Here is a 15,301-nt window from a genome sequence, read left to right on the forward strand (position 1 = left end):
GACAGGATGAAAGACACGACGCCTGGAATCTTGATGGGAAGGTGATGAGGGCTCGGCTGGCATATGCCTTGCACCATTACTGCTCATCGGCGCCGGTGCCAAAGGCCAAATGAGTGCCAGACTGATTAAGTGGAAGGTGATGCACGATGAATGAAGTTCCAGCCAACCCCCTGGCCTGGGTCAACGGCAGCGATGCCCCGGAAAAGAGCGCGGTCAACCTCGGGTTCATGGCGTTGAGCGACTGCGCCCCGGTCGTCGTGGCCGCCACCCAGGGCTTCGCCCAGCCCTACGGCCTGACCCTGAACCTCAAGCGCCAGGCGTCCTGGGCCAACCTGCGCGACAAGCTGGTCAGCGGTGAAATCGATGCCGCCCACAGCCTGTATGGCCTGATCTACGCGGTGCACCTGGGCATCGGCGGGGTCGCGGCGAGCGACATGGCCGTGCTGATGGGGCTGAACCAGAACGGCCAGAGCATCAACCTGTCCCATGGCTTGCAGGCCCAAGGCGTGACCAGTCCTGAAGCACTGGAACGGCACGTGCACCAAACTCGCCCGAAACTGACCTTCGCCCAGACTTTCCCCACCGGCACCCACGCCATGTGGCTCTATTACTGGCTCGCCGCCCAGGGCATCCACCCGTTGTCGGATGTCGACAGCGTGGTCGTGCCTCCGCCGCAAATGATCGCGCACCTGCAAGCCGGGCGTATCGACGGGTTTTGCGTCGGCGAGCCCTGGTGCGCCAGCGCGGTGAAGCAGAACCTCGGTTTTACCCTGGCGACTACCCAGACCATCTGGCCCGATCACCCGGAAAAAGTCCTGGGTTGTACCCGCGCGTTCGTCGAGCAATACCCCAATACCGCCCGGGCCCTGGTGATGGCGATCCTCGAAGCCAGCCGCTTCATCGAACAAAGCAGCGAAAACCGTCGCAGCACCGCGCAACTGTTAAGTGCGCCCGAATACCTCGACGCCCCGCTGGACTGCATCGAGCCGCGCCTGCTGGGGATTTATGCCGACGGTTTGGGCAACAGCTGGCAGGACCCCCACGCCATGCGCTTTCATGGCAATGGCGAGGTGAACCTGCCGTACCTATCGGACGGCATGTGGTTCATGACCCAGTTCCGCCGCTGGGGCCTACTGCGCGAAGACCCGGATTACCTGGCCGTGGCCCAGGGCGTCCAGCAACTCAAGCTGTACCGCGAAGCCTGCGCGGCGCTGGACATCGCGTCCCCGCGCCAGGACATGCGCAGCAGCCAACTGATCGACGGCACCACCTGGGACGGCTCGGACCCGGCCGGGTACGCCCGCAGCTTCAAACTGCACGCCTTGAGCGATGCGGCTCCCCTTCTCGCCAGCCGCTGACAGGAGCCACGACCATGCTGCGTATCCTGCTGATCAACGACACCGCGAAAAAAGTCGGCCGCCTCAAGGCTGCCCTGATTGAGGCCGGGTTCGAAGTCATTGACGAATCCGGCCTGACCATCGACCTGCCAGCGCGCGTCGAAACGGTGCGTCCGGACGTGATCCTGATCGATACCGAGTCACCCGGGCGCGATGTGATGGAGCAAGTGGTGCTGGTCAGTCGCGACCAGCCACGACCGATCGTCATGTTTACCGACGAGCACGACCCCAATGTGATGCGCCAGGCGATCAAGTCGGGCGTCAGCGCCTACATCGTCGAAGGCATCCACGCCGCGCGCCTGCAACCGATCCTCGACGTGGCCATGGCCCGCTTCGAAAGCGACCAGGCCCTGCGCGCCCAACTCCTGGCCCGGGACCAGCAATTGGCTGAGCGCAAGCGCATCGAACTGGCCAAGGGCATGCTGATGAAGATGAAGGAATGCAACGAGGAACAGGCCTACACCCTGATGCGCCGCCAGGCCATGAGCCGCCAGCAGAAACTGATCCAGGTTGCAGAGCAGATCATTGCCATGAATGAGCTGCTCGGCTGAAAGCCTTGCAGCGCCTGCCCTACTAATGATCGTTCCCACGCTCTGCGTGGGAATGCCGCCAGGGACGCTCCGCGTTCCGCTTCACAAGGTGACGCAGAGCGTCACGAGATGCATTCCCACGCAGAGCGTAGGAACGATCATGAATCTCCCGGGTTGGCACAGATCTCGCTTAAGCAAACCCACAGGTAACCAACGGCGGTTGCCCCACCTACGACAAAGACGTCGCACACCCTCCTTGCCTCTCTGGCGATCCGGGTTGCGGCGTTTTTTTGTTTTGGTCCTTCGGGACCGGTGGTGCGACCACAGACGGCGCACTGCTCAAAGCACTGACTCATTTCTCGAGACTTTTACAGCTGAGGTGCGCGATGAATTCAAGCTTCTGGAAATCCGGCCATACCCCGACCCTGTTCGCGGCCTTCCTCTACTTCGACCTGAGCTTCATGGTCTGGTACCTGCTCGGTCCACTGGCGGTACAGATCTCTGCCGACCTGCACCTGACCACCCAGCAACGCGGCCTGATGGTCGCCACACCGATCCTGGCTGGCGCCGTGCTGCGTTTGTTCATGGGCCTGCTGGCCGACCGGATCTCGCCAAAAACCGCCGGCATGGTCGGCCAGGTGATCGTGATCGGTGCGCTGTTCTGCGCCTGGAAACTGGGCATCCACAGCTACGAACAAGCCCTGCTGCTCGGCCTGTTCCTGGGCGTGGCCGGCGCTTCGTTCGCCGTGGCCCTGCCGCTGGCCTCCCAGTGGTATCCGCCACAGCATCAGGGCAAGGCCATGGGCATCGCCGGTGCCGGTAACTCGGGCACCGTGCTCGCGGCGCTGATCGCACCGGTGATGGCGGTAGCCTTCGGTTGGAGCAACGTGTTCGGCTTCGCGCTGATCCCACTGGTGCTGACCCTGGTCCTTTTCGCCTGGTTGGCCAAGAACGCCCCCGAGCGGCCGAAAGCCAAATCCATGGCCGACTACCTCAAGGCCCTGGGCGACCGTGACAGCTGGTGGTTCATGTTCTTCTACAGCGTGACCTTCGGCGGCTTCATCGGCCTGGCCAGCGCCCTGCCCGGCTATTTCAACGACCAATATGGGCTGAGCCCGGTCACCGCTGGTTACTACACCGCCGCCTGCGTCTTCGGTGGCAGCCTGATGCGTCCCCTGGGCGGCGCCCTGGCGGACCGTTTCGGCGGCATCCGCACCTTGCTGGGCATGTACACCGTAGCGGCCGTCTGCATCGCCGCAGTGGGCTTCAACCTGCCGAGCTCCTACGCCGCCCTGGCCCTGTTCGTCTGCACCATGCTCGGTTTGGGTGCAGGCAATGGCGCGGTGTTCCAACTGGTGCCACAACGCTTCCGTCGCGAAATCGGCGTGATGACCGGGCTGATCGGTATGGCCGGCGGTATCGGCGGCTTCGCCCTGGCGGCGGGCATGGGTGCGATCAAGCAGAGCACCGGCAGCTATCAACTGGCCCTGTGGTTGTTTGCCAGCCTCGGTGTCCTGGCCTGGTTCGGCCTGTACGGCGTCAAGCGTCGCTGGAGAACCACTTGGGGTTCGGCAGCTGTCACCGCTGCTCGGGTATAACCTGCAACCATGAGCCTGCAATTGAGTTTCGCCGAGGCCAGCGCCATCGGCCCGCGGGAGGAAAACCAGGACGCCCTGCGCCTGGTCACCCCCGCCCCGGCCCTGGCCGCCAGCAAGGGTTACCTGTTCGCCATCGCCGACGGCGTGAGCCAATGCGCCGATGGCGGATTGGCCGCCCGTTCGACCTTGCAGGCGCTGGCCCTGGACTACTATTCCACGCCGCAAACCTGGGGCGTGGCCCAGGCGCTGGACCGGCTGTTGCTGGCCCAGAACCGCTGGCTGCAAGCCAACGGTGGCGGGCAACCGCTGCTCACCACCGTCAGCGCCCTGGTCCTGCGGGGCCGGCGTTTCACCCTCGCGCATGTCGGTGATTGCCGGGTCTACCGCTGGCACGCCGATCATCTGCAACGGGTCAGTGAAGATCACGTCTGGGAACAGCAAGGCATGCAACATGTGCTCAAGCGCGCCCTGGGACTGGATCAACACCTGATCCTCGACTTCCTCGACGGTGAACTGCGCACCGACGAAACCTTCGTATTGCTCAGCGATGGCGTCTGGGCCGTCCTGGGGGACACGGCCATCGCCGGCATCCTGCGCGACCAACCGGACCTGGACCTTGCGGCCCAGACGCTGGTCAACGCCGCGCACCTGGCCGGTAGCCAGGACAACGCCAGTGCCTTGTTGGTGCGGGTCGATGCCGTGGGCGAAGCCAGCATTGGCGATGCCCTGATCCAGTTGCAGCAATGGCCCCTGCCGCCTGCGCTGAAACCGGGTCAGGTGTTCGAGGGCTGGCAGATCGAAAGCCTGCTCGGCCAGAGTCAGCAATCGTTGCTCTACCGGGTACGCGACGGCCAGGGCCAACCCTGGCTGCTGAAAACCTTGCCCGTGCAGCTACGGGACGATAGCCGCGCTGGGCAGGCCTTGCTCTCGGAGGAGTGGTTTCTCAAGCGCGTCGCCGGGCGGCAGTTTCCCGAGGTCCATGGTGTTCCCCAGCGCCAGCATTTGTACTACGTGATGCGGGAATATCCAGGGGCAACCCTGGCCGAGCTGTTCAACCAGGCCGGGCCGCTACCCCTGGCCCAGTGGTTGGACTTGGCGCAACGGCTGGTACGGGCGGTAGGCCTGTTGCATCGAAGGCAGATCTACCACCGCGACATCAAGCCGGACAACCTGCACCTGGGCGACGACGGCGAATTGCGCCTGCTGGATTTCGGCCTGGCGTACTGCCCAGGCCTGTCCGAGGACCAGGCCAACGTCTTGCCCGGTACGCCCAGCTACATTGCCCCGGAAGCTTTCGGCGGCACCGCACCCACGGCGCAGCAGGATTTGTATGCCGTCGGCGTGACCTTGTATTTCCTGCTGACCGGGCACTATCCCTACGGCGAAATCGAAGCCTTCCAACGCCCGCGCTTTGGCGTGCCGGTCAGTGCCAGCCGCTATCGGCCGGACCTGCCCGAATGGCTCGGGCAAAGCCTGGACCGCGCCGTCGCGGCGGATCCGGAGCAGCGTTTTGAGACGGCCGAGGAATGGTTGTTGCTGCTGGAACAGGGCGAGCGCCGCAGCTTGAGCGTCAGGCCCAGGCCGTTGCTGGAAAGAGAGCCGCTGAAGGTCTGGCGGACGTTGGCGCTGGTGTCGTTGGTGGTGAATCTGGTGCTGCTGTTTCTGGTGTTTCATAGCTGAGATCCGGTCGCGCCCATCGCGAGCAAGCTTTGCTCCCACAGGGGACTGGGTGCACATGGATTTTGTGCCTGCTTGATCCAGTGTGGGAGCGGGCTTGCTCGCGAAGGCGGCTCCATTGCCAATGAAGAGGTTGAATGTGCCGGCCTCATCGCGAGCAAGCCCGCTCCCACAGTAGAAACGCGGTCCCACCAAGAACCAGGTCGGCTATAAGGCCGCCTCGCGGTGGACGTTGATCTCGGCGCCCCGTTAACCACGCTGGCCGAACGCAGGCATTGTGCAGTGGGCATCCCGGCATGGATGCCGGGATAGCCGCGCTGGGCCATGGATGGCCCTTCGCGGCGGGCCCACGGAGCAATGCCGGAGTGAGGGCATGCCGAGCCTAGGCGAGGCACCGAGTGGTGGGGCAGAAGCGCTTTGGTTACTTTCGACTGGGCCGGCTTCCGCGCTTTTCGAAAGTGACCCGCCGTCAGGGCGGAACCATAAGTCGCCGTTACCGCAGCAACGGATATACACCCCCACCCGACGAGCAAATACCAAGGCTCGCCAGCGGCATGGGGGACGCACAGCAGTATTGGCCGATGGGGCCAGCCCCTCAACTCCGCTATCCTGACCCCCACGTTCATCCATCGAGCCTTTTCATGCTTGAAGTCCGCGATGTTTTCAAAAGCTACCCCACGCCCCAAGGCCCATTACCGGTGCTGCAAGGCATCGACCTGACGCTGATGCCCGGCAGCAGCCTGGCGCTGATGGGAGAGTCAGGCAGCGGCAAGAGCACCCTGCTGCACCTGGTCGCCGGGCTGGACAAGGTCGATCGCGGCAGCATTCGCAGTGGCGAGTATCGGCTCGATGGCATGAGTGAAAGCCAGTTGGCGAATTGGCGACGCACGGAAGTCGGCCTGGTGTTCCAGCAGTTCAACCTCATCAGCAGCTTGTCGGTGGAGGACAACCTGGCGTTCCAGGCGCGTCTGTGCGGCCGTTATGACGCAGCGTGGCAAGCCCATCTGGTGCAGCGGCTCGGGCTTTCAGCGCTGCTGCGGCGTTATCCCGAGCAACTGTCCGGCGGCCAGCAACAGCGGGTGGCGCTGGGGCGGGCGTTGGCCTCGCGACCGCCCTTGTTGCTGGCCGATGAACCCACCGGCAGCCTCGACGAAGCCACCAGCGACGAAGTCCTGCAACTGTTACTGGAACTGCTGGAGGGCAGCCCCACCAGCCTGCTGATGGTGACCCACAGTCCACGGGTGGCGGCTCGCCTGGCCCAGCGCGTGGTGTTGCACGGCGGGCAGTTGGCGCAGGTGGCCCAGGGGTGATGATTTTTCGCCAGACCCTCAAGGCCCTGCTCAGCCATTGGCGCCAGCACCCGGTGCAATTCTTCAGCGTGCTGACTGGCCTGTGGTTGGCCACCAGCCTGCTCACCGGCGTGCAAGCGCTGAACAGTCAGGCCCGGGACAGCTACGCCCGGGCCAGCCAACTGATCGGCGGTGAACCCCAGGCCAGCCTCAGTGCACCCGGTGGCGGCACCTTTCCCCAGCAATGGTTTGTCGAGCTGCGGCGCCAGGGCTGGCCGGTGTCGCCAGTGTTGCAGGCTCGGGTGCTGCTCAAGGACCACGAGGATCAGCGCCTGCAACTGATGGGCATCGACCCGGTGTCGCTGCCGCCCGGTGCCGCGCTGGCGGGGCAGGCGCGGGAGATGACCGAGGTGGTGGCGTTCTTTACCGACCCCGGCCGCACCTGGATCGCCCCGCAAACCTTGCAAGCCCTGGGGCTGACCGAGGGTGACCGACCCCAGAGCGTCGATGGGCAATCCCTGCCACCGCTGCATGCCCAGGAGGACATGGCGCCGGGCGTGCTGTTGATGGACATCGGTTTTGCCCAACAGCTACTCGGGTTGCCGGAGCAACTGTCGCGACTGTTGTTGCCCGCCACGTTCAGCGCCGCATTACCGCAAGCGTTCAACGGTCGCCTGCAACTCAAGCACGCTGATGAAGAAAACAACCTGTCGCGCCTGACCGAAAGTTTTCACCTGAACCTCGATGCCTTGGGGTTTTTATCCTTCGTGGTGGGTCTGTTCATCGTTCACGCGGCCATCGGCCTGGCCCTGGAACAACGCCGCAGTCTGTTGCGGACCCTGCGCGCCTGTGGCGTCAGTGCGCGGGTGCTGGTCACCAGCCTGACCATCGAACTGGGCGCGTTGGCCTTGCTGGGCGGGATCGCCGGGGTGCTCAGCGGCTATTGGCTGGCGAGCCTGTTGTTGCCCGATGTCGCGGCGAGCCTGCGGGGTTTGTACGGCGCCGAAGTGGCCGGGCACTTGAACCTCAGCCCGTGGTGGTGGTTCAGCGGTGTCGGCCTGAGCCTGCTCGGTGCACTGCTGGCCGGCGCTGACAGTCTGCTGCGCGCGGCGCGCCTGCCCTTGCTGGCGCTGGCCAACCCCCAGGCCTGGCATCAGGCCCATGCCCGCTGGCTGCGACGCCAGGGGTGGGTGGCGACAGTGGCGGTGTTGATTGGCGCATCGGCGTTGATCTGGGGCGACAGCCTGGCCAGCGGTTTTGTCCTGATGACGGCCTTGTTGCTGGGCGCGGCGCTGGCCTTGCCGGTGTTGCTCAACAGTGCGCTGAAGCGGTTGTTGAGCCGCAGCCGCTCGGTGCTCGGGCAGTGGTTTCTTGCCGATTGCCGCCAGCAATTGCCGACGCTGAGCCTGGCGTTGATGGCCTTGTTGCTGGCGCTGGCGGCGAACATCGGCGCTGGCAGCATGACCGCCGGTTTTCGCCAGACGTTCAGCAATTGGCTCGAACAACGGTTGACCGCCGAGTTGTACATCAACCCGCAAACCCCGGCCCAGGCAAACGAACTGCACACCTGGCTCAAGCAGCAACCGGCGATCACTGCCGTCGTTCCCCTCTGGCAAGTCTCGGTCCCGTTGCAGGGCTGGCCGACGGACATCCACGGCATCATCGATCACCCCCACTATCGACAGCATTGGCCGCTGCTGGAATCGGCCGGCGACAAGCCGTGGGAGCAACTGGCCGCCGCCGACACCCTCATGCTCAGCGAACAACTGGCACGGCGTCTCAAGATGAGTATCGGTGATCAGTTGACCCTGCCGACACCTCAGGGGCCATGGGCACTGCGCATCGTGGGCATCTACGCCGACTACGGCAATCCCAAGGGCCATGTGCTGGTCAATGCCGACCACTTGCTGGCGCACTGGCCGAACCTGACGCCGAACCGTTTCAACCTGCGCATCGAACCGTCCGAAATCCCGGCGCTACTGACAGCGTTGCAAGGCCGGTTCAGCCTGGATGACAGCCGCATCGTCGACCAGGCCCGGCTCAAGGGCTGGTCGACCCAGGTGTTCGAACGCACCTTCGCCGCCACCGCCGCCCTCAACAGCCTGACCCTGGCGGTGGCCGGCGTGGCGTTGTTCATCAGCCTGCTGACCCAGAGCCAGAGTCGCCTCGGTCAGTTGGCGCCGCTGTGGGCGCTGGGGGTGACGCGTCGGCAGTTGATGCTGCTCAACCTCGGCCAGACCTGGCTGCTGGCGTTGCTGACATTGGTCCTGGCGTTGCCGCTGGGCATCGCCCTGGCCTGGTGCCTGGACACGGTGATCAACGTGCAGGCCTTCGGTTGGCGCCTGCCGTTGCGGGTGTTCCCGTTGCAACTGGTGCAGTTGCTGGCCCTGGCGATGCTCGCCACGCTACTGGCATCGGCCTGGCCGCTGTATGCGCTGTACCGCACGCAGCCGGCGGATTTGCTGAGGACCTTTGCCCATGAAGATTAGAGTCGGCGTGTTGTTACTGCTGGCGTTGCTCAGCGGTTGTGATGACTCCGCGCCAGTGCAAAAAGGCTTTGCCGGCCTCGGCGACCAAGCTGTCGCGTTCACGCCGGTTGTGCCTGGGCGGGTGTTCAGTTTCCCCGCCGACCATGGCCTTCATGACGGTTTTCGCATCGAGTGGTGGTACGTCACCGCCAATCTCAAGGACGCCAAGGGGCATGAGTTCGGCGTGCAATGGACGTTGTTTCGCAGCGCCTTGAATGCCGCGCCCCAGGCCGGTGGCTGGCGCAACCAGACGATCTGGCTCGGCCACGCGGCGGTCACCTCCGCCACCGTGCACCATGCCGCCGAGCGTTATGCCCGAGGCGGAGTGGGGCAGGCTGGGGTGCAGGCGCTGCCCTTCAAAGCCTGGATCGACGATTGGCAATTCGGTACCCAGGCTTCAGGGGCCGAGCCGTTGGCGGACATGCAATTGAAGGCGCGCGACCCGCGCTTCAGCTATGCGTTGCGGCTGACGTCGAGCCGGCCGCTGGTGTTGCAGGGCGAGCAAGGTTTCAGCCAGAAATCCGAACAGGGGCAGGCGTCGTACTACTACAGCCAGCCGTTCTTCCAGGCCAGCGGTGAATTGGAAATCGATGGCCAGCGTTACACGGTCAGCGGCCCGGCCTGGCTCGACCGCGAATGGAGCAGCCAGCCCCTGACCGCAAACCAGACCGGCTGGGACTGGTTTTCCCTGCACCTGGACAACGGCGAGCACCTGATGCTCTACCGCATGCGCCATAAGGAGGGCGCGCCGTATCTCACCGGCACCTGGATCGACGCCCAGGGCCAAGCGCAAACCCTGCACGCCGGGGAAATCAGCCTCGTGCCCCAGGACACCGCCAAGGTCGCCGGGCGCTCGATGCCGATAGGCTGGGCGATCAAGATCCCCAGCAAACAACTCGACATCACCCTCCACGCGCTCAATCCCAATGCCTGGATGAACCTGCGCATTCCCTATTGGGAAGGACCGGTGGGACTGCGTGGCAACCAGGGCGGCACCGGTTACCTGGAAATGACCGGCTACTGAGAATCGCCGGAACTCCCCGCGAACGTCGACCCTCATAGTTTATGAATGTCTCGCAGGAGCCCGTCATGAGCGATGACCTCAAACTTGCGTCGCTGGCCGATTGGCAGCGATTGTTCGACGACAAGGCCTACTGGCAGCAGTCCCCCGATGCCCACTTCACCGAGCTGATGCGGGTGGCCAATGACCTGTTCGGCCAGGGCGCCATCGACCTGGCGCAGTGGCAGGTCTTGAAGACCAAGGCCGAGCAACTGCACCAGCGCTCTCCGGATGCCAACGTCGCTGAAGAAGTCGCCGACCCTGACGCCTGACCTCAGGCCTGAAAGATTCAAGGAGTTCGCCATGCAGCACCGCCCCGATCAACCCCGGGAAAACCCCGACGCCCCTGCATTGCCCGGTGAAGTGGAGCGCGATAACGATGCCTTGCGGCCCAATGACCCGGCCAAGCGCAAACAACAGCACGGCGACCCTGAGGCAGGGGATACCGATGCGCAGAAAACCGGTCGGCGTGGCTGAGGTTTGTCACGTCGACCGGCATTAAAAAAGTTTTTAATGCCTGTTTAATTTTCCTACATGGATAACGTTTTTGTATTTGTCCATGTTTTGTATCAGGGTTTACGCCGCTAGCGCAGGAGTTGCCATCCAAACACTGTGGCGTGGAGCTTGCGTCCCGCTGGATGCGAAGAAGATATGTGTACGCTGCGTAGGAGCTGTCGAGTGCAACGAGGCTGCGATCTTGCCCCAGGCACTTGAGTCCCAAGCGAAAGATCAAAAGATCGCAGGCTTCGCCAGCTCCTACAGAAATATGAAAGGCTTCAATGTTAAACAATTATTTAAACGGGCTCGCGGACATATTCTGAAAGTTCCATTATTATTATTCGCGTTCGCCCAGTGTCAGGCTCTTTACCAGTGCATGGATTGCCGAGGCCATCGCACTGGGCGAACACCACCCTGAATCAACAACTATCGATTATTTTCAACTGCACATCGACCCGCAGAATTGGCCGATGCGTGAGTGGTTACCTCCGATTCAACCAGCGGCCGGCGAGCGCCAGTCATCGGAGCCCGAGGTGCCGCTGACTTCGTGGGTCCAAGTGATTTTGCGGTATGTGAAGTGCACGTCCTCCAGATGGGTGAAGTGTGAATTTTCTGGGTTCTGGCAGTTGAGCATGTAGTCCTTGATATCGACGATGATCGCGTCCTCCAACGTGGTGGTGTAGTAGTGCTCTTGGCTGCCTGCGGCCGAAGTGCGGTACCACTGGATCTTGACTTCCTTCAGCCGTTCGCCGCTCGTTAGGGCGACCTGAAGCAGTGGCGAAGCTTTGTCGAATACCTTGGTGATGATCAGGGGTTTGTGTATGCGCTGACCGGTTGGCTGGCCGGACTGCGGATCGCGAGGGATGGTCACTTGGTGCTCGAAAGCCTGCACCATGACCTGATCTTCATGACCCTCTTGGTAGGTGTTGCCCACTGAATCGGCGGTAAACGCACCGGCGGTGATCAGACCTTGTTTGGTGCCCTCAACGGACATGTACGCGGGAGTTGCCACTGGATGCTCTCCTTCCTGGATAACGATAGGACCTGGGACGGGGGTCGCCCCGAGGTGGCCTCACGGATATCAAGAGCTATGCCATCTTTTAAAAACCTATATATATCAATAGGTTGATCTGATATCGGCAAGTGCCTCCCTGCGGACAAGCGAGAAAGCGCTCAAAGGCTTGCCCGGCCCATTGCAGCGCCTCGCGGCTCGACCAGGCACCGCGATACCCGGGTCGGAAGGCCAAGAAAGGCGCGCCGCGCGCACGCCTATCAGGCAGTTTTTTGCCGTTTTGTCCTTCGGCTTATTCCTACACGCCCAATGCAGCCCTGCACTCATCGATGGAGCGCTGTTGTGTCTGCGCATACAAACCCAGCTCATCAATGGTCGCTCGTCCCAACGCCTCTTCGAAGGCCTGGCGATTGGACTGGCCGGCAAAATGACTCTGGGCGGCATCGCCGAGGTTCGACTGGAAAATACCGGCGGCGCTGACGGGCAGGAAGTCCTCGTACACCAAGGGTTCGGCGCGCAGGTATTGCTGCTCGAGCAAGTGCTCCAGGGAGGCCGCTTGCTCAAGGGTGCCCTGGGCGGCGAGGCCCTTGGGGGTGACGAAATAGCGGAAGTACGCCAATGCCTGTCGGCGCAGTTCGTCGTGGTTGTCAGGGAATTCGACAAAGTGTTCGGCCATCAGTTGGTTGTAGCGTTCGGCGTTGGCTTCGTTGGGAAACTCCCCCAGCGCATCGCGCGCGGCGTTCAGCAATTGATCGTAGAGCGCGCGGCCCTTGGGCGTGAGGGCCGCGCCACGTTGCTCGATTTCACCGAAGCGGGCGCTGTGGCTGCCTTGGGTCTGGGTCTGGTCGGTGAAGGCGACGGGTTCGTCGAGTGCCTTGAAACTGGTCTGGCGCAGCAGGATCGGGCATTGGCGACGGGGTGGGCCTTCGATCACGGCCTTGGGGGTAATGCCGTGCACGGGCATACGGGCCTGGACGATGTCGATGTCCAGGGTACGGGGTGTCAGGTGATTGATGTGCGGGCCCTTGAACGCCACCACATCGGCGATCAGGCGATGTTGGGCGCTCAGTTGCCGGTACTGTTCGGCGGTGACGGTGGCGCTGTGGTGCCAGCGAAAGGTTTCCAGAGCCTGTAGGACGAAGTCCTCAGCCTGGGATTCGCTCAGGCCACCCTGGTGTTCGGCCAGCTCAATGAGCTCAAGGGCCCTGGGGGTGAAGATCTGCCGTTTGGCCAACACCGACTCGGCAAAGGCCCGAAGCTCGGCGTTCTCGATCAGTTCCAGGCGCAGCAGCGAGGTAAACACCCGGAACGGACTGACCTGCAACGCGCTTTCGTGCACGGCGCGGAAGGCGGTGGAATGCACCGGCACCCCGGCAGGCGTGAGGTCGTAGTAGCCCACCGGCTGCATGCCCATGACCGCGAACAGACGCCCCAGGGTCGCCAGCTCGGCGGCGGTGCCGACGCGGATCGCGCCGTGGCGTTCCAGGTCCAGGCGCTCGAGTTCGCCGGTGCTGCGCAGGTGTGCGGCCAGGACCGGGTCTTCGGCCAGCACTTGGGCGTTGGTGTGTTCCACCAGCTTCATCAGCGCGCCATACAGCGGCACCTCGTCGCGGTACATGTCGGACATCGCTCTGGAGAAGCGTTGGCGGATCAGGTCGGGGCTGACGAAGCTCATCGTAAGAATTCCTGGCGAGGGCTGTGGGAAAGTTGGACGAAAGATCGCAGCCTTCGCCGGCCCCGGCAAACGAAGAATCTTCAGGACTTCATTCTGCCAGGGACTGATCCACCAGCTCGATCCAGTGCCGCACGGGCGTGCGACCGGCGCCGTCGAGGTGGTTCTGGCAGCCGACGTTGGCGGTGACGATCAGCTCCGGCTGGCCGCTTTCCAGCGCATTGAGGCGGTTGTCGCGCAATTGCCGAGCCAGGGCAGGCTGGGTCAGCGAATAGGTGCCGGCCGAGCCGCAACACAAATGGCCGTCGGGCACCTCGGTGAGGTTGAAACCCAGTCGCGTCAGCAGCGCCTCGATGCTGCCGCCGAGTTTCTGCGCGTGCTGCAAGGTGCAGGGGCAATGCACGGCAATGCGCTGGTTCCTGGCCGCGCAGATCTGTTCCAGCGGTTCCTTGCCGAGCACTTGCACCAGGTCCAATGCCCGTTCGCTTACTTGTCTGGCCTTGGCGGCATAGTTGGGGTCATGTTCCAGCAGGTGCCCGTAGTCCTTGATGAACGCGCCGCAGCCGCTGGCCGTCTGGACGATGGCTTCAGCACCGTTTTCCAAGTGCGGCCACCAGGCGTCGATGTTCTGTCGGGCGCGGTCCAGCCCGGAGGCCTGGGCATCGAGGTGATAATCCAGCGCACCGCAGCAGCCGGCCTGCGCACAAGGGATCACGCTGACGCCGAGTCGATCCAGCACCCGCGCTGCCGAGGCATTGGTGTTGGGCGACAGGCCCGGTTGCACGCAACCTTCGAGAGGCGGGCGCTCGCCGTGAGGCGGGGAAGGGCGCGGCAACTTCGCGGTCAGGTTTGTTGGCAGCAGCGCACGGAACACTGTCCCAAGGCGCAGCAAGGCTGTGAACCGCTCGGGGCTGGAAGCCAGGCTTCGCAGCCCCAGGCGCAGCGCGCGTTGGCCGGCGGGGCGCGGCACGGCGTGGTCGACCACCGCCCGGCCAATGTCCAGCAGGTTGTGGTAATCCACGCCGGACGGGCAGGTGGTCTCGCAGTTGCGACACGACAGGCAGCGATCCAGGTGCAGTTGGGTGCTGGCCGTCGCCGGCTGGCCTTCAAGCACCTGCTTGATCAGGTAGATGCGTCCGCGCGGGCCGTCCAGTTCATCGCCGAGCAATTGGTAGGTGGGGCAGGTGGCGTTGCAGAAACCGCAATGCACGCAACTGCGCAGGATCCGTTCGGCTTCTTCGGCGCGGGGCAGATTTTTGCTTTCCTCACTGAACCGAGTCTGCATGCTAGAACTCCGGGTACATCCGCCCGGGGTTGAACAGCCCCAGGGGATCGAGCTGGGCCTTGAGTTGCCGGTGATAGCGCAGCAGCGCCGGAGCCAGCGGCTGGAACGGCGTGTCGCTGGCCCCCTGACGATAGCAGGTGGCATGGCCGCCGACTTCATGGGCCAGGGCTTGCACCGTGTCGGCCTCGGTTTTCAACCAGCGTTGGGCGCCGGCCCAGTCGATCAACTGCGCCCCGGGCAGGGCGAGCGGCCCGGTATGGTTGGGTAACGACAGACGCCACAGCGGCAAGCCTTCATCGAAGAAGGCCAGCTGATGTTCATTGAGTGCCGTCCAGTATTGATCGTCGATCACCTCGCCACCAAAACGCTGATGAGCGGCGCTGACCGAGCCTTCGCCACCCTCCAGGCGCAGGTGCAGGCAGTCACCGTCATGGCTGGCGGCGCTGATGGGCAGCGGCTGACGACCCCATTCGGCGAGTTTTTCCAGGGCCTCGGCGCTGTCCAGTTCCAGGCGGATACTCAGGTTGTGACGGGGTTTGGGCAGGACCTTCAAGGAGACTTCGGTGATCACCCCCAGGCAACCGAAACTGCCGGCCAACAGGCGCGACAGGTCGTAGCCGGCGACGTTTTTCATCACCTCGCCGCCGAAACGCAGCAACGCGCCGTGGCCACTGATCAGGCGTGTGCCCAGGACAAAGTCGCGCACCGAACCGGCCCATGGGCGGCGCGGCCCCGACAGCCCGGCGGCGACCATG

Annotated in this window: 13 protein-coding genes; 9 read left to right on the forward strand and 4 right to left on the reverse strand. The window is 63.6% G+C overall.

The window, feature by feature from the left end; all coding sequences use genetic code 11:
- Positions 1-146 precede the first annotated feature (146 nt).
- From CFII68_RS11410 to CFII68_RS27720, 9 genes are all read left to right on the forward strand, one after another.
- Positions 147-1,358, forward strand: a complete 1,212-nt coding sequence (locus tag CFII68_RS11410) for a CmpA/NrtA family ABC transporter substrate-binding protein (protein WP_018608725.1) — start codon at positions 147-149, stop codon at positions 1,356-1,358.
- Positions 1,359-1,372: 14 nt separating this feature from the next.
- Positions 1,373-1,948 carry an ANTAR domain-containing response regulator gene (locus tag CFII68_RS11405; protein WP_003199539.1) on the forward strand — a complete coding sequence of 192 codons (576 nt, stop codon included), beginning with the start codon at positions 1,373-1,375 and terminating at the stop codon, positions 1,946-1,948.
- 365 nt (positions 1,949-2,313) lie between these two features.
- A complete protein-coding gene (locus tag CFII68_RS11400; protein ID WP_014337339.1) occupies positions 2,314-3,525 on the forward strand; it encodes a NarK/NasA family nitrate transporter in 1,212 nt (403 codons plus the stop codon).
- A 9-nt stretch (positions 3,526-3,534) separates the two neighbouring features.
- Positions 3,535-5,205 (forward strand): bifunctional protein-serine/threonine kinase/phosphatase, encoded by a 1,671-nt coding sequence (locus CFII68_RS11395; RefSeq protein ID WP_018608727.1) that lies wholly within the window; start codon positions 3,535-3,537, stop codon positions 5,203-5,205.
- Positions 5,206-5,843: 638 nt separating this feature from the next.
- Positions 5,844-6,512: an ABC transporter ATP-binding protein gene (locus tag CFII68_RS11390; protein ID WP_018608728.1), complete on the forward strand. Its 669-nt coding sequence runs from the start codon at positions 5,844-5,846 to the stop codon at positions 6,510-6,512.
- Positions 6,512-8,980 carry an ABC transporter permease gene (locus CFII68_RS11385; RefSeq protein WP_018608730.1) on the forward strand — a complete coding sequence of 823 codons (2,469 nt, stop codon included), beginning with the start codon at positions 6,512-6,514 and terminating at the stop codon, positions 8,978-8,980. The genes CFII68_RS11390 and CFII68_RS11385 overlap by 1 nt, the downstream gene beginning before the upstream one ends.
- Positions 8,970-10,043, forward strand: coding sequence for a lipocalin-like domain-containing protein (locus CFII68_RS11380; protein ID WP_018608731.1), 1,074 nt, complete (start codon positions 8,970-8,972; stop codon positions 10,041-10,043). Before CFII68_RS11385 ends, CFII68_RS11380 begins: the two co-directional genes overlap by 11 nt.
- Before the next feature lie 65 nt (positions 10,044-10,108).
- Entirely contained in the window at positions 10,109-10,351 is a 243-nt protein-coding gene (locus CFII68_RS11375) for a hypothetical protein (protein WP_018608734.1), read from the forward strand.
- 31 nt (positions 10,352-10,382) lie between these two features.
- Entirely contained in the window at positions 10,383-10,556 is a 174-nt protein-coding gene (locus CFII68_RS27720; RefSeq protein ID WP_018608736.1) for a hypothetical protein, read from the forward strand.
- A 514-nt stretch (positions 10,557-11,070) separates the two neighbouring features.
- Here the strand turns inward: CFII68_RS27720 and CFII68_RS11370 are convergent.
- The 4 genes from CFII68_RS11370 to glcE all read right to left on the reverse strand — a co-directional run.
- Positions 11,071-11,589: an Hcp family type VI secretion system effector gene (locus tag CFII68_RS11370; protein WP_018608738.1), complete on the reverse strand. Its 519-nt coding sequence runs from the start codon at positions 11,587-11,589 to the stop codon at positions 11,071-11,073.
- 298 nt (positions 11,590-11,887) lie between these two features.
- Entirely contained in the window at positions 11,888-13,264 is a 1,377-nt protein-coding gene (locus CFII68_RS11365) for a VOC family protein (RefSeq protein ID WP_018608740.1), read from the reverse strand.
- A gap of 88 nt (positions 13,265-13,352) precedes the next feature.
- The gene (gene glcF / locus CFII68_RS11360; protein WP_018608743.1) at positions 13,353-14,546 is read right to left on the reverse strand and encodes a glycolate oxidase subunit GlcF; all 1,194 of its coding nucleotides are present in this window, start codon (positions 14,544-14,546) and stop codon (positions 13,353-13,355) included.
- Position 14,547: 1 nt separating this feature from the next.
- The coding region (glcE, locus tag CFII68_RS11355) for a glycolate oxidase subunit GlcE (protein ID WP_018608745.1) at positions 14,548-15,301 on the reverse strand (754 nt) is incomplete at its 5' end.

The organism is Pseudomonas sp. CFII68 (assembly GCF_000416195.1).
Classification (GTDB): Bacteria; Pseudomonadota; Gammaproteobacteria; order Pseudomonadales; family Pseudomonadaceae; genus Aquipseudomonas; species Aquipseudomonas kilonensis.